This is a genomic window from Agrobacterium sp. BT-220-3 (assembly GCF_025910175.1).
In the GTDB taxonomy this organism is placed as follows: Bacteria; Pseudomonadota; Alphaproteobacteria; order Rhizobiales; family Rhizobiaceae; genus Agrobacterium; species Agrobacterium oryzihabitans.
On the sequence record NZ_JAPAIX010000004.1, the window covers coordinates 187,730 to 206,888 of the forward strand.

The 19,159-nt window shown below is 59.5% G+C and carries 16 protein-coding genes and 2 riboswitches; of the genes, 12 read left to right on the forward strand and 4 right to left on the reverse strand.

The features are described 5' to 3' along the window. The first annotated feature begins 9 nt into the window (after window positions 1-9). From OK142_RS14075 to OK142_RS14085, 3 genes are all read left to right on the forward strand, one after another. The gene (locus OK142_RS14075) at window positions 10-1,200 is read left to right on the forward strand and encodes an MFS transporter (protein ID WP_003492552.1); all 1,191 of its coding nucleotides are present in this window, start codon (window positions 10-12) and stop codon (window positions 1,198-1,200) included. 120 nt (window positions 1,201-1,320) lie between these two features. Then, the gene (gene ispG, locus OK142_RS14080) at window positions 1,321-2,571 is read left to right on the forward strand and encodes a flavodoxin-dependent (E)-4-hydroxy-3-methylbut-2-enyl-diphosphate synthase (RefSeq protein ID WP_035241238.1); all 1,251 of its coding nucleotides are present in this window, start codon (window positions 1,321-1,323) and stop codon (window positions 2,569-2,571) included. Window positions 2,572-2,634: 63 nt separating this feature from the next. Beyond that, window positions 2,635-3,297: a YiaD family glycine zipper/OmpA-like lipoprotein gene (locus tag OK142_RS14085; protein ID WP_003492547.1), complete on the forward strand. Its 663-nt coding sequence runs from the start codon at window positions 2,635-2,637 to the stop codon at window positions 3,295-3,297. Window positions 3,298-3,451: 154 nt separating this feature from the next. Here the strand turns inward: OK142_RS14085 and OK142_RS14090 are convergent, their stop codons facing one another. Further along, window positions 3,452-4,366 carry a polyprenyl synthetase family protein gene (locus OK142_RS14090; RefSeq protein WP_498683409.1) on the reverse strand — a complete coding sequence of 305 codons (915 nt, stop codon included), beginning with the start codon at window positions 4,364-4,366 and terminating at the stop codon, window positions 3,452-3,454. Window positions 4,367-4,537: 171 nt separating this feature from the next. Between OK142_RS14090 and mtgA the strand changes: the two genes are divergently transcribed. Next, window positions 4,538-5,248, forward strand: a complete 711-nt coding sequence (gene mtgA, locus OK142_RS14095; protein WP_003492542.1) for a monofunctional biosynthetic peptidoglycan transglycosylase — start codon at window positions 4,538-4,540, stop codon at window positions 5,246-5,248. Between the two features lie 15 nt (window positions 5,249-5,263). Here the strand turns inward: mtgA and OK142_RS14100 are convergent, their stop codons facing one another. Then, window positions 5,264-6,283, reverse strand: coding sequence for an aldose epimerase family protein (locus OK142_RS14100; protein ID WP_082183163.1), 1,020 nt, complete (start codon window positions 6,281-6,283; stop codon window positions 5,264-5,266). A 74-nt stretch (window positions 6,284-6,357) separates the two neighbouring features. Then, a complete protein-coding gene (metA, locus tag OK142_RS14105) occupies window positions 6,358-7,284 on the reverse strand; it encodes a homoserine O-acetyltransferase MetA (RefSeq protein ID WP_498683411.1) in 927 nt (308 codons plus the stop codon). An 82-nt stretch (window positions 7,285-7,366) separates the two neighbouring features. Then, window positions 7,367-7,443: riboswitch (SAM riboswitch) on the reverse strand. 90 nt (window positions 7,444-7,533) lie between these two features. On the opposite strand from metA, the gene OK142_RS14110 reads away from it, so the two are divergent. The 7 genes from OK142_RS14110 (at window position 7,534) to OK142_RS14140 (ending at window position 15,836) form a co-directional block, all read left to right on the forward strand. After that, window positions 7,534-8,187 (forward strand): thiamine diphosphokinase, encoded by a 654-nt coding sequence (locus tag OK142_RS14110; protein WP_498683412.1) that lies wholly within the window; start codon window positions 7,534-7,536, stop codon window positions 8,185-8,187. A 4-nt stretch (window positions 8,188-8,191) separates the two neighbouring features. Next, a complete protein-coding gene (locus OK142_RS14115) occupies window positions 8,192-10,018 on the forward strand; it encodes an ABC-F family ATP-binding cassette domain-containing protein (protein ID WP_498683413.1) in 1,827 nt (608 codons plus the stop codon). 92 nt (window positions 10,019-10,110) lie between these two features. Continuing rightward, window positions 10,111-10,503: a VOC family protein gene (locus tag OK142_RS14120; protein ID WP_003492532.1), complete on the forward strand. Its 393-nt coding sequence runs from the start codon at window positions 10,111-10,113 to the stop codon at window positions 10,501-10,503. 45 nt (window positions 10,504-10,548) lie between these two features. Then, a riboswitch (TPP riboswitch) is annotated at window positions 10,549-10,659 on the forward strand. A 37-nt stretch (window positions 10,660-10,696) separates the two neighbouring features. Next, window positions 10,697-11,710, forward strand: coding sequence for a thiamine ABC transporter substrate binding subunit (gene thiB / locus OK142_RS14125; protein ID WP_498683414.1), 1,014 nt, complete (start codon window positions 10,697-10,699; stop codon window positions 11,708-11,710). A 19-nt stretch (window positions 11,711-11,729) separates the two neighbouring features. Continuing rightward, the gene (gene thiP, locus OK142_RS14130; RefSeq protein WP_498683415.1) at window positions 11,730-13,355 is read left to right on the forward strand and encodes a thiamine/thiamine pyrophosphate ABC transporter permease ThiP; all 1,626 of its coding nucleotides are present in this window, start codon (window positions 11,730-11,732) and stop codon (window positions 13,353-13,355) included. After that, window positions 13,352-14,068 carry a thiamine ABC transporter ATP-binding protein gene (locus OK142_RS14135; protein WP_498683417.1) on the forward strand — a complete coding sequence of 239 codons (717 nt, stop codon included), beginning with the start codon at window positions 13,352-13,354 and terminating at the stop codon, window positions 14,066-14,068. Before thiP ends, OK142_RS14135 begins: the two co-directional genes overlap by 4 nt. 307 nt (window positions 14,069-14,375) lie before the next feature. Next, entirely contained in the window at window positions 14,376-15,836 is a 1,461-nt protein-coding gene (locus OK142_RS14140; RefSeq protein ID WP_003492523.1) for a M48 family metalloprotease, read from the forward strand. A 59-nt stretch (window positions 15,837-15,895) separates the two neighbouring features. Here the strand turns inward: OK142_RS14140 and leuC are convergent, their stop codons facing one another. After that, window positions 15,896-17,317 (reverse strand): 3-isopropylmalate dehydratase large subunit, encoded by a 1,422-nt coding sequence (gene leuC / locus OK142_RS14145; RefSeq protein ID WP_003492521.1) that lies wholly within the window; start codon window positions 17,315-17,317, stop codon window positions 15,896-15,898. Between the two features lie 430 nt (window positions 17,318-17,747). On the opposite strand from leuC, the gene OK142_RS14150 reads away from it, so the two are divergent. Beyond that, window positions 17,748-19,025: an MFS transporter gene (locus OK142_RS14150; protein ID WP_082183147.1), complete on the forward strand. Its 1,278-nt coding sequence runs from the start codon at window positions 17,748-17,750 to the stop codon at window positions 19,023-19,025. Window positions 19,026-19,159: the final 134 nt, after the last annotated feature.

Sequence of the window (19,159 nt, forward strand, 5' to 3'; positions counted from 1 at the left end):
ATATTGCCGATGAACGGCCCCACGACATTTTCGCCAACGGTGAAGCGCTCATCCTATCTGACGCGCCACAGGCTTGGTGTGTCCCTGCTGTTTTTGATGAACGGTTTCATGATGGGGTCCTGGGCCCCGAAGATTCCGGAGTTTGCGGCGCGTTTATCCCTAAGCGAAAGTGCGCTCGGCCTGATCATTCTGGTCTTTGGCATCGGTTCGCTCGTTTTCATGCCGATCGCTGGTTCCCAGATCGCCCGTTTCGGATCGCGCACGGTCAGTCTCGTGACGGCAGCGATCTTCCTGCCGACACTGCTTTTCATCTCCTGGGCAGGCACGATCTGGGCGGGAGTGATTGCGGTTTTCCTGTTTGGCGGTCTGACGGGAGCGATGGATGTGGCCATGAACGCCAATGCCGTGGCGGTCGAGCGTGACATGCGCCGCGCCATCATGTCGTCGTGTCATGCCTTCTGGAGCCTCGGCGGCCTGATCGGTGCCGGTCTTGGCGGTTACCTCATCACGGCAATCGGCGTTCAGGGTCACGCGATTGCACTGACAATTATCGCCCTTGTCCTGCTGGTCATTGCATGGCCGCGCGTTCTTGCGGATCGTCCCCATGCGGAAGAGGAGCGCCCGAAGGGCGGCCTGCCGATGACACCCCTGCCGTGGATCATCGGCCTGATGGCGTTGTTTTCGATGATCCCGGAAGGTGCGATCCTCGATTGGGGTGCTCTTTATCTGCGCAACGAACTCGGTGCTTCCGTCTCGCAGTCCGGTTTCGCCTTCGCTGCATTTTCCATGACCATGGCGATCATGCGTTTTGCCGGCGATCTGGTGCGCGACAGGTTCGGGGCCGTCCGGACCCTGCGTTTCTGCTCGGTCATGTCGATCACCGGTCTTCTGATTGCCGGTCTTGCGGGAAATTCCACTTTCGTGATTATCGGTTTCGCCATTGCCGGTATCGGTATTTCCAACATGGTTCCGATCGCCTTTTCGGCAGCGGGCAACATGCCCGGGCTGGCACCCGGCATCGGCCTGTCAGTCGTCACCACCATGGGTTATTCCGGCATTCTGGTAGCGCCCTCGGCCATCGGCTTCATTGCCGAACATACCGGCCTTGCCAGCGTCTTTCTCGCTCTGCCGTTGCTGCATGTGGTGGTTTTGCTGCTTTCGCGGCTTGCCCGGCACGCGGATGGTGCGGGCAAGGAATAGGCGTCTCGAATTTTGCCATGATTGCGGTAAAGTAGAAGCTCTTACGCGTTGGGTGTTGACAAGGAGGCCCCCTTGTTTCACCTCAATTGCCAGACCTTGCCGCAAGCTCCAGAGACCGCCATGACGTCACACGCCGATTACGACCCAAAGCCCCGCCGCGCATCCGTCGCCGTCGACGTGGGCGGCGTCATCGTCGGGGGCGGCGCGCCTGTCGTCGTGCAATCCATGACCAATACCGACACGGCGGATATTGACGCCACCGTGCAGCAGGTGGCGGCGCTTTTCCAGGCTGGTTCGGAAATGGTGCGCATCACCGTTGACCGGGACGAGAGCGCCGCAGCCGTGCCGAAAATCCGCGAGCGGCTGCTGCGTCTTGGCATGGATGTGCCGTTGATCGGTGATTTCCATTATATCGGCCATAAGCTTCTGGCGGATCATCCGGCCTGTGCGGAAGCTCTGGCGAAGTATCGCATCAATCCCGGCAATGTCGGCTTCAAGGACAAGAAGGACAAGCAGTTCGGCGAAATCGTCGAAATGGCCATCCGCTACGACAAGCCGGTTCGCATCGGTGTGAACTGGGGATCGCTTGACCAGGAATTGCTGACGACGCTGATGGACAAGAACAAGGAGGAGGGTTTTCCGCTCTCCGCCCGTCAGGTCACCCGTGAGGCCATCGTCCAGTCGGCGCTGATCTCCGCCGAGCTTGCCGAAGAGATCGGCCTGCCGCGCAATCGCATCATCCTTTCTGCGAAGGTTAGCCAGGTGCAGGACCTGATCGCGGTTTATTCGATGCTGTCGGAGCGGTCCAACCACGCCCTGCATCTCGGTCTTACCGAAGCGGGCATGGGTTCCAAGGGCATCGTCGCCTCTTCTGCCGCCATGGGTTACGTGCTGCAGCACGGCATTGGCGACACGATCCGCGTCTCGCTGACACCGGAGCCGAATGGCGACCGCACCCGCGAGGTGCAGGTGGCGCAGGAATTGCTGCAGGTCATGGGTTTTCGCCAGTTCATTCCGGTCGTTGCGGCATGTCCCGGCTGCGGGCGCACCACGTCCACCGTCTTCCAGGAACTTGCCCAGAACATTCAGAACGACATTCGCAAGAATATGCCGCTCTGGCGTGAGAAATATCCCGGCGTCGAGGCGCTCAATGTTGCCGTCATGGGCTGCATCGTGAATGGCCCCGGCGAAAGCAAACATGCCGATATCGGCATTTCGCTGCCCGGAACCGGCGAGAGCCCCGCCGCTCCAGTCTTCATTGACGGCGAAAAGGCCCTTACCCTGCGTGGGCCCAATATCGCCGCCGATTTTGAAGCGCTTGTGATCGATTACATCGAAAAGCGTTTTGGCCGGAAAGATGCGGCGGAGTAAAGAGTACCGTGAAACCGGAATTCCACTGTCATACCTCCTGAACCCTTCGGAGCATCAAACTACATGATCAAGAAAATTGCGATCGTTGCCCTTTGCGCGACCTATCTTTCCTCCTGCACCACCACCGACCCCTATACGGGCGAGCAGAAGATGTCGAACACGGCGGGCGGCGCCGGCATCGGCGCTGTCGTCGGTGCTCTCGGTGGTCTGGCTGTCGGCGGTTCGCCGACGGGTCGCCGTAACGCAGCCCTCATCGGTGCCGGTATCGGTGCGCTTGCCGGTGGCGCCATCGGTAATTACATGGATGGTCAGGAAGCCGAACTGCGCGCCCAGCTTCAGGGCACGGGCGTTTCGGTTAGCCGCCGTGGCGACAGCATCGTTCTCAACATGCCGTCGAACATCACCTTCGCGACGGATCAGGATCAGGTCATTCCGCCGTTCTATCAGACGCTTGATTCCGTTGGCATCGTGCTGAACAAGTTCAACCGCACGCTGATCGACATCAACGGCCATACCGATTCCACCGGCAGCCCCGGCTACAATCAGGGCCTCTCGGAGCGTCGTGCCGCCTCGGTTGCCAATTATCTTGGCGCGCGCGGTGTCGACCAACGCCGCATTTCGACGCTTGGCTTCGGTCCGTCGCAGCCGATCGCTTCGAATGCAACGCCGGATGGCCGCGCCCAGAACCGTCGCGTCGAAGTGCTGATTTCGCCGCTCAAGGGATAAAGCGCACTTAGCTTTCCTACCGTCACCCCGGACTAGATCCGGGGGCCAGCGCGATCAAGTCCTTGATCGCGAAAGACTCCCGTCACGACGCAGACGCGCCGTGGCTGGATGCCGAATCTAGTCCGGCATGACGGAAGACGCTACGAGAACCTTGTCAGCTTTTTCGCTCGGCGATGAATCTTGCGGCCGCGATGAGAATCGCGGCCTTTTCGCCATAGGGGGCCAGGAGTTCACCGGCTTCCGCCACCAGTTCCTGAAGTTTGCCGCGCGCCCAGTCCTCACCGCGCAGCGCCACCAGCGTTCCCTTGCCGCGTGCGGCGTCCTTGCCGGTTGCCTTGCCCATGGTGGCGGCATCGGCCGTCAGGTCGAGGAGATCGTCGGCAAGCTGGAAGGCGAGGCCGATCTTTTCACCGAAGAGGCGCAGTCTTTGCCTTTCGGAAATATCGCTGCCGGCGATGATCGCGCCGGCTTCGCAGGCGAAACGCAGCAGCGCACCGGTTTTCATAGCCTGCAATGTAACAATGCCTGCTTCGTCCGGAGCCTTCTTTTCCGCAGCGAGATCGAGCGCCTGACCGCCGGCCATCCCGCCGATACCCGCTGCGCGGGCGAGCGACAGCACGAGCGCGGCCTTGCGATCTGCCGAAAGCGGATTTTCGTCCGACGCGATGACGTCGAAGGCGAGCGTCAGCAGGCTGTCGCCGGCGAGAATGGCGGTTGCCTCGTCGAATTTGCGATGCACGGTCGGCTGGCCGCGACGCAGATCGTCATCATCCATGGCTGGAAGATCGTCATGCACCAGCGAATAACAATGGAGGCATTCGAGTGCAGCACCGACATAAAGGGCAGCATCGGCATCTCCGCCCAAAAGGGCAGCGCTTTCAATGACGAGGAAAGGCCGCAGACGTTTGCCGCCGTTCAGCACACCATGACGCATGGCGTCGAGCAGGTTTTGCGGGCGCGTAATCTCATCCGCGCGCGCCTCTGCGGACAGCAGGCGACCAAGCAGGGATTCGGTCTTTGCCGCGTTATCGCGCAGCCGTGTTTCGAAATTCGTCATCTGAGCGTCCATGTCGCGCTCTTTGGCATGCCGCGCGGGGTCAGGCAACCTTTTCGTGATTCCTGAGGTCAACTGTTTGACCGGACTCGCCTTGAAGCCGGCAATGGAATATGAAAGGCTTCGATTGGTGCGGGGCTTTGACGAATATTGAGCAGTACGCCTGAAAGCGACGCAGATTACGCCGTGCTGGCGGAAGACCGGAGCAGTCCGAAGGTGGATTTTCGCACGTTGGCAAAGCGTATCTTCTTGACCTTGCTGGCATTGCTGATCCTGCCCTATCTGCTGATCCCGGTTTATGCGCTGCCTTTCATCCGGCCGGTCTCGACGCTGATGCTTGCCGATCTGGTGACCCTGCAGGGTTATGACCGGCGCTGGGTGCCTCTTGAGGATATTTCACCGCGCCTCGTTCAATCCGTGATGATGTCCGAGGACGGGCAATTCTGTTTCCATGGCGGCGTTGACTGGAACCAGATGCAGTCCGTCGTCAGCAATGCGCTCGACGGCGCCTCCACCCGCGGTGCCAGCACCATTCCGATGCAGACAGCCAAGAACCTGTTTTTATGGAACGGCCGTTCTTTCCTGCGCAAGGGGCTGGAACTGCCGCTGGCGATTGCGGCCGATTTCGTCTGGTCGAAAAAGCGGATGATGGAAATTTATCTCAACGTTGCCGAATGGGGGCCTGGCATTTACGGCATTGAGGCGGCGGCGCAACATCATTTCAAGGTGCCGGCTGCAAAGCTTAGTTCCCGTCAGGCAGCGCTGCTCGCCGTTTCCCTGCCCAATCCCATCGACCGTGTCGCCGGCAAGCCGGGTCGTGGCCTGCAAAGACTTGCCGGCCTTATAGAACGACGCGCCCGGGCCTCCGGGGCTTATGTCGGCTGCGTGCTGGACTGACGCCAGCCCGCTGCCTCAGCCCTTCTTGAAAATATAATCGGTTTCCTGACGCAGCGTTTCGCCCGGCCGAAGGATCGCGTGCGGAAAATCGGGGTGATTAACGGCGTCCGGCCATATCTGCGTTTCCAGACAAAAACCGGCAAAGGGGCCGTAGTGGCGGCCATCGAGACCCGCAACGGGAACGTTCAGCTTGAAGGCCGAATAGAATTGCACGCCGGGTTCGGTGGTGTGAACCTCAAGGGCGATATCGGAGGCGGGCGAATAGGCGCGGGCAACCTTACGCTTGGCGCGACGCTCTGGTGAAAGGCAAAAATTGTGGTCGTAGAGAACCTGCTCGCCATTCTCCTTGCGCCGCATCGGCGTCGGGTGTCGCAGGTCGAAGACGGTGCCCTCGACGGAGCGTATTTCGCCGGTCGGTATCTGTTTGTCGTTGGTCGGCAGGTAAAAGTCGGCGGCGATGCTGATCTCGTGCCCAAGTGCGGTATCCGCACCATCGAGATTGAAATAGGAGTGCTGGCAGACATTGGCGATGGTCGGCTTGTCAGTCACCGTTTCATAGACCACCGAAAGCACGCCGCCGTCGCGGATCGTATAGGTGGCGGTAACAGTGCAATTGCCGGGATAACCGGCGCGGCCATCGGGATCGATGATCTGCAGAACCGCATGGCTTTCGCCATGTTCCATCAGCATCCAGTTGCGTTTGCCCATGCCGTCGCTGCCGCCATGCAGGTGGCTGACGCCTTTTTCGTTCAGTTCCAGCTGGTATTCGTGCCCGTCGATCGAGAATTTGCCATCACCGATACGGTTGGCATTCCGGCCGGGGGTGGCGCCGAAATAGGACGAATATTTGTAGTCCTCGAATGTATCGAAGCCGAGGACGAGCGGCGGCTGGTGGCCCTCAAGGCGCAGATCCTGAATGACCGCTCCCCAGGTGATAACCTTGGCCGTCAAGCCGCCCTTCGAGATGGTGACGCGCTCGACCTTTTCGCCGGTTGCCGTGAAACCGAAATTCTCCCGTGCCGCCGCGTCGCTCATGGCGTCCTTCTCCCGATATCTTTGAATTGCCGGCGGACGTTGCGTCATTTTCCGGCAATTCGCAATCCCGCAATTTACGCGGCGATTTCCCCGATGGATTCGAGATCGTAGGGCGTCGTCTGGTATATCTCGTTGATCCAGTTGCCGAAAAACAGATGGGCGTGGCTGCGCCAGCGGTTGAGCGGGGCTAGTTCCGGATCATTGTGCGGAAAATAATCATGCGGCAGCTTGATGGGCACGCCGGCATTCGCATCGCGGAAATATTCATCCGAAAGCGAGGTGGAATCATATTCGACGTGGTTGAACATGTAGAGGCGGTTGCCGGCTTTCTCATGCACCAGACACACGCCCATTTCCTCTGACTCCATCAGGATTTCGAGCTCGGGATGTTTTTCGATGTCAGTGCGGCGCACTTCCGTCCAGCGTGAGACCGGAACCTGGAAATCGTCGGAAAAGCCGTTCAGATAGATCGATGAAGGGCAGAGATTGCGGTGACGATAAACACCGAAAGCCTTTTCCTTCAGTTCGTATTTCGGCACACCGTGGAAATGGTAGATGGCGGCCATCGCGCCCCAGCAGACGTTCAGCGTCGAATGGACATTGGTTTGCGTCCAGTCGAAAATCTTTTGCATCTCGTTCCAGTAGGTCACATCTTCATAGTCCAGCATTTCGATGGGCGCGCCGGTGATGATGAAGCCGTCGAACTTGCGGTGGCGCACTTCCTCCCAGGTCTCGTAGAAGGACAGAAGGTGCTCTTCCGGCGTATTCTTGGCGCGATGGCCGCCGATGCGGATCAGTGAAAACTCCACCTGCAGCGGCGAAGCACCGACGAGGCGCGCCATCTGCACTTCCGTCTTGATCTTGTTCGGCATGAGATTGAGAAGCCCGATCTGGAGCGGGCGGATATCCTGCCGGATGGCCGCCGTTTCGGTCATGACCCGCACACCCTCATGAACGAGGGTTTCGTAAGCGGGAAGCGTATCGGGAATCTTGATCGGCATGTCGAACTCTCTTTTCGGATGACGTAAAGAACGTTGCGAAAACAAAAAAACCGGCAGCGAAATCGCAGCCGGTCCCAGGAAATTGCCTTTTTCCTCGACCCTTTAGCGACTTCTTTAAAGTGGCTGCAAGCCGGTCGGCAAATCACCACTGAGGCGTTTCATAATCCTGAAGCCGACGAAAATCAATATCGGCTGATTTCGTCGGGTTTCTGCCTTTCCATTTTTGCCTGAGGTGCGATAAGGCAGGGCATGGATAGAGAACGCTTCACCATTCTGCTTGGCGGCGATGTGACGGTTACCGACCGCCTGAGGCTGGCGGTTGCGAACAGCCGTGTGATCGCGGCCGATGGCGGCATGCGCCATGCTGCACCGCTTGATCTTACGCCAGAGCTCTGGGTGGGAGATTTCGATTCCGCCAGCACGGAGCTGCTCAGCTCCTGGCCAGATGTGGAGCGCCAACCTTACCCGGCCGCAAAGGCCGTGACCGATGGCGAGATCGCAGTCTCGGAGGCTCTCGCCCGCGGCGCGGGTTCGCTGGTGCTCGTTGGTGCACTCGGCGGGGCGAGAAGCGACCATGCGCTTCAGCATTTTCTTTACGCGGTGGCGCTTGCTGAGCGTGGTCTAGACGTTACGCTGACCTCCGGCGAAGAGGAGGCTCGCCCGCTTCTTGCCGGTTCCCTGGATATCGATCTGCCGCCCGCTTCGCTGTTTTCCGTTGCCGGGCTCACCGCTCTTACGGGGCTTGATATCGGCAATGTGCGTTATCCGCTCAAGGATTTCTCGCTTGCTTTCGGCTCCTCCCGCACTATTTCCAATGTCGCGAATGGCGGGCTCGTGCATTTCTCGCTGAAAAGCGGCAAAGCCATCGTGCTCGCCCGCCCTTATGATCTGACCGGAGCCTGACGCCTTGGCACCCCCAATTTTGAAACTCGATGACATCAAGCTGACTTTCGGCGTGACCCCGCTGCTCGATGGCGCCAATCTTCAGGTGGAGCCGGGCGACCGCATCTGCCTTGTCGGGCGAAACGGTTCCGGCAAGTCGACCCTGATGAAGATCGCCGCAGGTCTCGTCGAAGCGCAGTCGGGCGAGGTTTTCCGTCACCCCTCCGCCACCATCCGTTATCTGGAACAGGCACCGGATTTCGCCGGTTACGACACCGTGCAGGCCTATGCCGAGGCGGGGCTCGGGCCGGGAGACGATGCCTATCGTGTCACTTATCTTCTCGAGCATCTCGGCCTGACCGGACAGGAACATCCGGAAAGCCTTTCCGGCGGCGAAGCGCGTCGCGCGGCCCTTGCCCGCGTCATGGCGCCCGAGCCCGATATTCTGATGCTGGACGAGCCGACCAACCATCTGGACCTGCCCACCATCGAATGGCTTGAAGGCGAATTGCAGCAGACGCGCAGCGCGTTGGTGCTGATTTCGCACGATAGGCGTTTTCTGGAGAAGGTCTCCACCTCGACCGTGTGGCTCGATCGCGGCCAGTCGTGCCGTCTCAATCGCGGCTTTGCGCATTTCGAGGAATGGCGTGACAAGGTGCTGGAAGAGGAAGAACTGGAGCAGCACAAGCTCGGTAAGGCCATCGAGCGCGAAGAACACTGGATGCGTTATGGCGTGACTGCCAGACGCAAGCGCAACATGCGCCGCGTGGGCGAGCTTCAGGCCATGCGCGCGGAATATCGCGGTCACAAGGGACCGCAGGGCGCGGTGCAGGCGACGGCCGCTGACGTGCGGGAATCCGGCAAGCTGGTCATCGAGGCCGAAGCCATCACCAAGTCTTACGGCGAGCGCGTGATCATCGCGCCGTTTTCACTACGCGTCCATCGCGGCGATTGCATCGGTCTTGTCGGTCCGAACGGCGCGGGCAAGACGACACTTCTGAAGATGCTGACCGGTCAGCTTGAGCCCGATAGCGGCACGGTGAAGCTCGGCACCAATCTGGAGATTGCGACGCTCGACCAGAAGCGTGAGGACCTCAATCCAAACGATACGCTCGCGCATTACCTGACTGACGGGCGCGGCGATAATCTGCTGGTCAACGGCGAACTGAAACATGTGACGGGCTACATGAAGGACTTCCTGTTCCAGCCGGAACAGGCCCGCACGCCGATCCGCAACCTTTCCGGTGGTGAGCGCGCCCGTCTTATTCTGGCGCGCATTCTGGCAAAGCCGACCAATCTGCTCATCCTCGACGAGCCGACCAACGATCTCGATATTGAAACGCTCGATCTGTTGCAGGAAATCGTTGCGGGTTTTTCCGGCACGGTCATCCTCGTCAGCCACGATCGCGATTTCCTCGACCGCACCGTTACTTCCACCATTGCGCCCGCCAATCCGGACCAGCCGGATGGACGCTGGATCGAATATGCCGGTGGCTATTCGGACATGATGGCGCAGCGAAAGGGTGCGGCGGAAGAAAAACGCAAGGCGGAGAAGCAGGAAAGGGCGAAGGCCGCACCTTCCGCTTCCGCGTCGCAGGACCCTTCAAAGGCCAAGGCCAAGCTTTCCTTCAAGCAGAAATTCGCGCTCGAAAATCTTCCCAAGGAGATGGAAAAGGCGCAGGGCGAAATCGCAAAACGCGAGCAGCGCATGGCCGATCCCAATCTCTTTGCCAAGGATCCGGCTGCCTTCAACACGCTGGCGCAGGAAATGACGAAGCTGCGCGAAAAGCTCGAAGCCATGGAAGAGGAATGGCTGGAGCTGGAGATGCTGCGCGAGGAAATTGAGGGGTGACTGCGGTCGCGATTTCTTGACTAAGGTCTCATCCGCCTTTGACAGGGAGGCGGAATTGCCGTTTCCTGTGCGGGTTCGGAGGAGTTCAGAAAATGCGCATGATCTTCGTCAATCTGCCGGTCAAGAATATCGAGACATCCAGAAGCTTCTTCACGGCTCTCGGTTTCAGCTTCAATCCGGAATATTCGGATGACCGCACGCTCTGCATGATCGTTGAGGAGAACATCTTCGTGATGCTTCTCCAGGAAGAGCGTTTTCGTGATTTCATCAATGGCGATATCGCCGATGCGACGCGCAGCACCGAGGTGCTGACCTGTCTGACGGCGGGAAGCCGCGAGGAAATCGACCGGATGATCGCAACGGCGCTTGCCTCCGGTGGCAGCGACTGGAAACCCGTGCAGGATCACGGCTTCATGTATGCCGGCAGCTTTCAGGATCCGGACGGTCACGTCTGGGAACTGGTCCATATGACGGCGCAGGGCTGACGGCAGCCATCTTGCCAATCAGAGACGGCGGGACTACATCATCATCATGATCTAACGGGGTGTCTTTTGTGCTTGCGTGCAAAAGGCTGAGAGGCTTGCCAACCCGAAGAACCTGATCCGGTTCATACCGGCGGAGGGATTAGACGGCTTCAAGGCAAGCGGCTATTTCCCTTTTTGTTATGAGGAGATACCCGTGCGCCGTCGTCTTTTCCCGAGTTTTCTCGTTGCCGCTTCGCTGTTTCTGCCCGGTCCTGCCGCTGCGCAGGATAAACAGGAACTGACCGTCTACACCTATGAAAGCTTCGTTTCCGAATGGGGTCCCGGCCCCAAGGTGAAGGAAGCCTTCGAGAAGGTCTGCGGATGCACGCTCAATTTCGTTGGCGTGGCGGATGGTGTTGCGCTTCTCAACCGTCTGAAGCTTGAAGGCGCAGGGTCCAAGGCGGACGTCGTCGTTGGTCTCGACACCAATCTGGTCGCGGAAGCGAAACAGACCGGTCTCTTTGATGTCAGCGGCATCGATGCATCGGCGGCCAAGGTGCCGGGCGGTTACAAGGACGATGTTTTCGTGCCCTACGACTACGGGCATTTCGCCGTCATCTATGACACGCAGACGGTGAAGAACCCGCCGACGAGTCTCAAGGACCTCGTGGAAGGCGACCCCTCGCAGAAGATCGCTATTCAGGACCCGCGCACTTCCACGCCGGGGCTTGGCCTGCTGCTCTGGGTAAAGTCGGTTTATGGCGACAAGGCCCCGGAAGCCTGGGCGAAGCTCAGAAAGCGCATCCTCACCGTCACGCCGGGCTGGTCGGAATCCTATGGCCTCTTCACCAAGGGTGAGGTTCCGATGGTGCTCTCCTACACCACGTCGCCTGCCTATCACATGGTCTCGGAAAAGACGGATCGCTATCAGGCCGCGGATTTTTCCGAGGGGCACTACATCCAGATCGAGGTTTCCGGCCTTCTCAAAAACGCGCCGCATAAGGAACTGGCGAAACAGTTCCTCGCTTTCACGCTGACATCAGGATTTCAGGATGCCATTCCGGAAAACAACTGGATGATGCCGGTCGCTGAAACGTCCAAGCCCCTGCCCGAGGCGTTCTCCAAACTCGTCGTGCCGCAGAAGACATTCCTGATGGACCCGGAAGAGGTGGCGAAGAACCGCAAGGCCTGGATCGACGAATGGCTTGCAGCCATGAGCATGAATTGAGGAAGAGGCAAGCCCGCGCATGATGCTGCGTCGCGACTACAGGTGGTCGATCATTGCCGGAACGGCGGCCTTTGCCGCCGTTTTCCTGTTCATGGCGTTCGCCGTCGCGGCCCTTCTGTCTTTCGATGCCGGTGCTTCCGCTGCCGGCATCATGGATGCCTATACGCTGCGCATCCTGCGTTTCACGCTTTATCAGGCAACGCTGTCCACCGTTCTATCGATCCTTCTAGGCCTGCCGGTGGCGCTGGCGCTCTCCCGCCGACAAGATTTTCCGGGGCGGATATGGATCATCCGGCTGATGGCGGTGCCGATGGGGCTGCCGGTCATTGTCGGCGCCTTCGGCATCATCGCCATCTGGGGCAGGCAGGGTGTTTTGAATACGGCCCTTGTTTTTGCAGGTGCGGATGAGCCCTTCAGTATTTATGGCCTTTCCGGCATCCTCATCGCGCATGTGTTTTTCAATCTGCCGCTCGCGGTGCGGCTGATGCTGGCCGGGCTGGAGCGCATTCCGGGCGAATATTGGCGCATGGCCGCGAGCCTTGGCATGGGGCCGGTTGCGGTTTTCCGTTTCATCGAATGGCCGACGGTCTCGCGGCTTGTTCCCGGCATTGCCGGGCTTGTCTTCATGCTGTGCGCCACCAGCTTCACGCTCGTGCTTCTGCTGGGCGGCGGGCCAGCGGCAACGACACTGGAAGTGGCGATCTATCAGGCGCTGCGGTTCGATTTCGATCCGCAGCGGGCGATTGCACTTTCGGCTCTGCAGATTGCCCTCACGGCGATTCTGCTCGGACTCCTCGCCTTTCTACCGTCGCCGGAAGCGGAAATCGCTTCGCTTGGCCGTCCGCTTCGCCGTTTCGACGGCAAGGGCGCTGGTGCCCGTCTTTGGGACGGGATGGCCATCGCTTTTGCTGTTCTGCTCATTGGCCTGCCGCTTGTCGCAATAACAGTCTCAGGTCTGAATGCCGACCTGCTGCGCCTGCTGTCGGCGCCGATCTTCCTACGCGCTGCTGCGACCAGCCTTGCCATCGCCCTGCTATCCGCAGCCCTTGTCGTGCTCTGCTGCTTCGCGATCATCCGTGCGCGCCAGGCTGTGGCTTCCGGACGGCATGCAGCCCGACCGCTGCGATTTCTGTCCAACACGCTCGGGGCGGGGTCTTCGCTTGTGTTGCTGGTGCCGCCCGTCGTGCTGGGAAGCGGGTGGTTCCTGCTGTTGCGGGTGTTCGGCGATGTCAGCTTTTATGCTCCCGTTCTGGTGGCGCTGATCAACATGCTGATGGCGCTGCCGCTGGCCATGCGGGTGCTGGAGCCAGCCTTCACCAGTCATTTCTTACGCACGTCTAGGCTCTCCGCCAGCCTTGGGCTTCAGGGACTGACGCGGCTGCGGTTTGCCGATCTGCCGGTTCTGCGGCGGCCTTTACTCATGGCGTTTTCCTTTGCCATGGCCCTCTCGCTCGGCGATCTCGGGGCGGTTGCCCTGTTCGGTTCGGAAAGTTTCGTGACCTTGCCATGGCTGGTCTATAGCAATATGGGCAGCTACCGCACCAATGATGCCGCCGGATACGCATTCATTCTTGGCATCGTCTGCCTGCTGCTTGCCGCCGGCGGTGTTTCACGGCAATCCCAATCAGCAAGGGCGAGCATATGACGGGCGATGAATTTGCCGTGGGGCTGGACAAGGTCACGCTGAGGCTTGGAACGCAGGATTTCGATCTTGATTGCACCTTCCCGCAAGGCCAGACGACGGCCGTGGTCGGCGCCTCCGGTTCGGGAAAGTCGACGCTCCTCAATCTCATCGCGGGTTTCGAGGCTCCCGATTCCGGGCGCGTCCTGATCGGCGGGCAGGACATGAAGGCGCTCGATCCTTCCGAAAGGCCGGTTTCATCGATCTTCCAGGACAATAATCTTTTCGCCCATCTCGATATCTTCACCAATGTCGCGCTCGGCATCAGCCCCGGGCTGAAACTGCGGGCGGAAGACCGGCAGAGGATCGACGTGGCGCTCACACGCGTGGGACTTGCCGGTTTTGACAAACGTTTGCCCGGAACGCTTTCCGGCGGGGAAAGGCAGAGGGCGGCGCTGGCGCGTGCGCTGGTCCGGAAAAAACCGGTCATGCTGCTCGACGAACCTTTTGCGGCCCTCGATCCGGGGTTGCGGGCGGGCATGGCCTCCCTGCTTCTGGACTTGCACGGCGAAACAAAAAACACGGTGATTATTGTAACACACCATCCCGAAGACATAAAAAAGCTGGCGCAGCGGGTGGTTTTTCTTGATCGTGGCCGGGTCGTCTACACTGGCGCGACCGCAGATTTCTTCGCCACACAAAATGTGAAGGCGGTGGAGAGTTTTCTGAACGGCTGATCGCCTTATTTTCGACGCGCCTCGCTGGCAATCGCTTTAGATGACTTCAATGGCGCTAATTTGCACTTGCCAGTTTCAAGTTGTTGCCCGAGAAAAGACGAGAATTATTGCGTTCTTCAGGAATATTCCGGACTTGATGGATCGTTTTTACCGTTTCGGCATTCATGGCTCGTTGGGGCGAATCTGTTATTCTGGTCTGCAATTAACGGATGATCAGGAACGTTAGGGGCAGGCATAGAGAATGAGAAATAGCATGACTGCACAGGGGAGGCTCTTCTCCCGTTCAGGCCTTCGCCGTTCGGGCAGGATGGCTGCCGCGTGGTCTTTGCTGACGGCGTCCGCTGTGCTCCTGTCGTCGTGCCAGTCTCTCTTCAGCCCGGCCTACCAGTCCACCCTGCGCCCCTCGGACAATCCGCAGACCGTGGAAGAGGTGCAGAAGAACGATCCCCGTGCCCAGATGGGCGCGCGCGAGCATCCGCGTATCGTGGCGAGTTATGGCGGCGAATATCGTGACGCGAAGACGGAGCGGCTCGTCGCGCGCATCGCGGGTGCTTTGACAGCCGTTTCGGAAAACCCGCAGCAGTCCTACCGCATCACCATCCTCAATTCGCCTGCCATCAACGCCTTTGCGCTGCCGGGCGGTTATCTCTACGTGACGCGCGGGCTTCTCGCGCTCGCCAACGATGCCTCGGAAGTCGCAGCCGTGCTGTCGCATGAGATGGGCCATGTCACCGCAAACCACGGTATCGAGCGCCAGCGCCGGGAAGAGGCGGAGGTGATTGCGAGCCGCGTGGTTGCCGAGGTTCTGTCGAGCGATCTTGCCGGCAAGCAGGCGCTTGCACGTGGCAAGCTGCGGCTCGCGGCCTTTTCGCGCCAGCAGGAATTGCAGGCGGATGTGATTGGCGTGCGTATGTTGGGTGAGGCCGGTTATGACCCCTTTGCATCGCCGCGTTTTCTGGATTCCATGGCCGCCTATGCGCGTTTTTCCTCGGCCGATCCGGAAAACGACCAGAGCCTCGACTTCCTTTCGAGCCACCCCAACACGCCGCAGCGCATCGAGCTTGCGCGCCGGCACGCCCGTGCCTTTGGCCAGGAGGGGCAGGTCGGGGACCGTGGGCGCGACTGGTTTCTGGATGGCATAGACGGCCTGCTTTATGGCGACAGCCCGCAGGAAGGTTACGTCAGGGGCCAGACGTTCCTCCACGGAACGCTCGGAATCCGCTTCGACGTGCCGGAAGGTTTCGTCATCGACAACAAGGTGGAGGCGGTGCTTGCAACGGGGCCGGGCGATATGGCGATCCGTTTCGACGGCGTGGCTGACCCGAAGCAGACCACCCTTGCCAATTATCTGACCAGCGGCTGGGTTGCCGGCCTGATACCGGAAACCGTGAAGGAAACGCAGATAAACGGCCTGGAAGCCGCCACAGCCCGGGCGACCGCCGACAAATGGGATTTCGACGTGACCGTCATCCGTGTCGGGCAACAGATATTCCGTTTCCTGACGGCGGTGCCGAAGGGCAATGCGCAGCTTGATTCCATCGCCAATGTGCTGCGCACAAGCTTCCGCAAGATGACTCCGTCGGAGATCGCTTCGCTGAAGCCGCTGCGGGTGCGGGTGGTGACGGTGAAGTCCGGTGAAACCGTGGCGACGATCGCCGCGCGGATGATGGGGACCGACCGGAAGCTCGACATGTTCCGCATGATCAATGCGATGAGCGCCACCGCCACGCTTCAGCCCGGCCAGCGGGTGAAGATCATTTCGGAATAAAGCTCAAAGAAAAACCCCGGATCGCTCCGGGGTTTGCTGTTCAAGCCGCCGTCCGGCAATTATTGCCACTCACGCACATCGACAAAATGACCTGCGATGGCCGCTGCCGCCGCCATGGCGGGAGAGACGAGGTGAGTGCGGCTCTTGTAACCCTGACGGCCTTCGAAGTTGCGGTTCGAGGTGGAGGCACAGCGTTCGCCGGGCTTCAAGCGGTCGTCATTCATGGCAAGGCACATGGAGCATCCCGGTTCGCGCCATTCAAAACCGGCTTCGAGGAAGATCTTGTCCAGACCTTCCTTCTCCGCCTGTTCCTTCACGAGACCGGAGCCGGGCACAATCATGGCTGAAACGGTGGGAGCCACCTTGCGGCCATCGACGATCTTCGCGGCTGCACGCAAATCCTCGATACGACCATTGGTGCAGGAACCGATGAAGACGCGATCGATGGCAATATCGGTGATGCGTGTGCCGGGTTTCAGGCCCATATAATCCAGCGCACGCCACTTGGACGTGCGCTTGTTTTCTTCCTCGATATCATCCGGATTGGGAACGATGCCCTCTACGGAAGTCACGTCCTCAGGCGAAGAACCCCAGGAGACGATCGGCGGCAGGTTGGCCGCGTCGAGCACTACGACCTTGTCATAGTGGGCACCTTCGTCGGATTTCAGCGTTTTCCAATAGGCGATGGCCTGTTCCAGCGTCTCACCCTGCGGTGCGCGCGGCTTGCCCTTGATGTAATCGAAGGTGGTCTCATCCGGTGCGATCAGACCGGCGCGGGCTCCGCCCTCGATGGTCATGTTGCAAACCGTCATACGGCCTTCCATGGAGAGTGACCGGATCGCCTCGCCTGCAAATTCGATCACATGGCCGGTTCCACCCGCCGTGCCGATCTCACCGATGATAGCGAGGATGATGTCCTTGGCGGTAACGCCATCCGGAACCTTGCCATCGACACGCACCAGCATGTTCTTGGCCTTCTTCTGGATCAGTGTCTGGGTCGCCAGAACATGCTCCACTTCAGACGTGCCGATACCATGCGCCAGCGCGCCGAAAGCGCCGTGGGTGGAGGTGTGGCTATCGCCGCAGACGATCGTCATGCCCGGCAGGGTAAAGCCCTGTTCAGGGCCGACGATGTGGACGATGCCCTGGCGCTTGTCACGCTCGGAATAATATTCGACACCGAAATCCCTGGCGTTCTGCGCAAGCGCTTCCACCTGGATGCGGCTTTCTTCATTCTTGATGCCTTCCAGCCGGTCGGCTGTGGTGGGCACGTTATGATCAACGACAGCGAGTGTGCGGGTGGGCGAATGGACCGGTCGACCGGCGATGCGCAGGCCTTCGAAGGCCTGCGGGCTCGTCACCTCATGGACCAGGTGACGGTCGATATAGAGAAGACAGGTCCCGTCCGGATCACGATTGACGACGTGGTCGTCCCAGATCTTGTCATAGAGGGTGCGGGGCAGGGTGCTGGATGCGCTCATGGCTCAATTGCCTTGTCATGGAAAAGGTAAATCAGGGTTCAGTACGGCGGTGGACAGCGTGGTGCTGTCAGGCGAGCCTAAGTCGGCTGTTGAGCGCCCCGGAAATGCGCGCGAAAAATCGTGCCGGCAGACGCTTGTGGTCCTGCAGCACATATACATTCTGCGCGAGACATCCGAATTTAGATCCCATGGCGGTCTTCATAGCAGATTGCCGGTTTCGCGGCAATATGAATGCACGCCGACCGTAAAACGCTGACGCGGCGACTTAAATGTGCGCCGCACCATCTGCTTGCGACCTTGAAGTGCCTGTTTTGCAGCCCTTTCACCATTGGTTATGATGCAATGCAACTTGCGTATTTTGCGACGCACATATAGATGGGTCCCCTTATCATTTGCATTTCGACGAGCAATCGAAGGGAGGGAAAAGCATATGGTATCGGAAAAATCCCTTATCTCGAAGATCACCTGGCGGCTGATGCCGTTTCTTGGCCTTCTCTATCTCATCGCCTATATCGACCGGCAAAACGTCAGCTATGCCAAGCTGCAGATGGTCGATGCGCTGAGCCTCAGCGAATATGCCTATGGACTTGGCGCTTCGCTGTTCTTCATCGGGTATTTCATTTTCGAAGTGCCCAGCAATCTGTTCCTCAACCGTTTTGGCGCCAGCAAATGGTTCGCCCGCATTCTGGTTTCCTGGGGTGCCGTCACCATCGCGCTTGCCTATACGCAGAATGCCACGATGTTCTACATCCTGCGCTTCCTGCTGGGGCTTTGCGAGGCCGGTTTCTTCCCGGGCGTGCTGTTCCTGATGACGCTGTGGTTCCCGCGCGATTATCGCGGCCGCATGATCGGCCTGTTCATGATCTTCAGTGCGCTTGCCAATGCGATCGGCGCACCGCTCGGCGGCATGCTGCTCGATCTCGATGGTTTCCTTGGTTATGCCGGCTGGGAGTGGGTGTTCCTGGCAACGGGTATTCCCGCCGTCATCGCCGGTATAGCCACCTTCTTCTATCTGGATGATACACCGGAAAAGGCGAAGTTCCTGACCCAGGCTGAGAAGGACTGGTTGAAGAACCGCTTGGCCGAAGAAAACAAGGGCATGGAAGAGCATGCGGAGGATGGCTTCAAGGCCCTGATCAATCCGCGTGTGCTGTTCATGGCGCTTTGCTATGTCGGCTTTCCGCTGGCGGCCTATGGTCTCAGCTACTGGCTGCCGACAATCGTGAAGAGCTTCGGCGTTTCCAACACCGCCAACGGCTTCATCAACATCATCCCCTGGGTGATCGTGGCTGTCGCCCTCTTCGTCGTGCCTCTGGCAGCCGACAAGGCGAAGAACAAGACGCCTTATATCGTCGGCCCTGCCTTCGTCGGCGCGTTTTGCCTGCTGATGTCTGCGCTGCTCAGCGACCCGGTCCTGCAGTTTGCCTTCCTCTGCATCGCCGCTGCGGGCATTTTCGCCGGCCAGCCGGTGTTCTGGAGCCTGCCCGGCCGCTTCCTGAGGGGAGCAGGTGCCGCTGCCGGCATCGCCGCCATCAACTCCGTCGGCAATCTGGGTGGTTTCGTGGCGCAGAACGTGGTGCCATGGATCAAGGATCAAACCGGCAGCACGATTGCGCCAATGTTCTTCCTTGCCTTCTGCCTTGCGCTAGCAGGTGTGCTCGTCATCATCGCGGCGCGCAAAATGGGCAATCAGGCGGAGGCGGCCTGATTTCGGAAGGCGACAATGGGGGCACCTCGCCAGCTGTTGGGACTTCTCGATCAAAGCCGTCCCCTGCCACATCAACATAAAAAATTGTGGCCCGTACATGTGTCCGGGCCACTACTATTTAAGGGGTATTGTGC

Excerpts from the sequence above, each read along its gene's own strand:
- OK142_RS14075 (WP_003492552.1), top strand. The coding sequence starts at position 10 with ATGAACGGCCCCACGACATTTTCGCCAACGGTGAAGCGCTCATCCTAT.
- ispG (WP_035241238.1), top strand. The coding sequence starts at position 1,321 with ATGACGTCACACGCCGATTACGACCCAAAGCCCCGCCGCGCATCCGTC.
- OK142_RS14085 (WP_003492547.1), top strand. The coding sequence starts at position 2,635 with ATGATCAAGAAAATTGCGATCGTTGCCCTTTGCGCGACCTATCTTTCC.
- OK142_RS14090 (WP_498683409.1), bottom strand. The coding sequence starts at position 4,366 with ATGGACGCTCAGATGACGAATTTCGAAACACGGCTGCGCGATAACGCG.
- OK142_RS14100 (WP_082183163.1), bottom strand. The coding sequence starts at position 6,283 with ATGAGCGACGCGGCGGCACGGGAGAATTTCGGTTTCACGGCAACCGGC.
- metA (WP_498683411.1), bottom strand. The coding sequence starts at position 7,284 with ATGCCGATCAAGATTCCCGATACGCTTCCCGCTTACGAAACCCTCGTT.
- OK142_RS14110 (WP_498683412.1), top strand. The coding sequence starts at position 7,534 with ATGGATAGAGAACGCTTCACCATTCTGCTTGGCGGCGATGTGACGGTT.
- OK142_RS14120 (WP_003492532.1), top strand. The coding sequence starts at position 10,111 with ATGCGCATGATCTTCGTCAATCTGCCGGTCAAGAATATCGAGACATCC.
- thiP (WP_498683415.1), top strand. The coding sequence starts at position 11,730 with ATGATGCTGCGTCGCGACTACAGGTGGTCGATCATTGCCGGAACGGCG.
- OK142_RS14135 (WP_498683417.1), top strand. The coding sequence starts at position 13,352 with ATGACGGGCGATGAATTTGCCGTGGGGCTGGACAAGGTCACGCTGAGG.
- OK142_RS14140 (WP_003492523.1), top strand. The coding sequence starts at position 14,376 with ATGGCTGCCGCGTGGTCTTTGCTGACGGCGTCCGCTGTGCTCCTGTCG.
- leuC (WP_003492521.1), bottom strand. The coding sequence starts at position 17,317 with ATGAGCGCATCCAGCACCCTGCCCCGCACCCTCTATGACAAGATCTGG.
- OK142_RS14150 (WP_082183147.1), top strand. The coding sequence starts at position 17,748 with ATGGTATCGGAAAAATCCCTTATCTCGAAGATCACCTGGCGGCTGATG.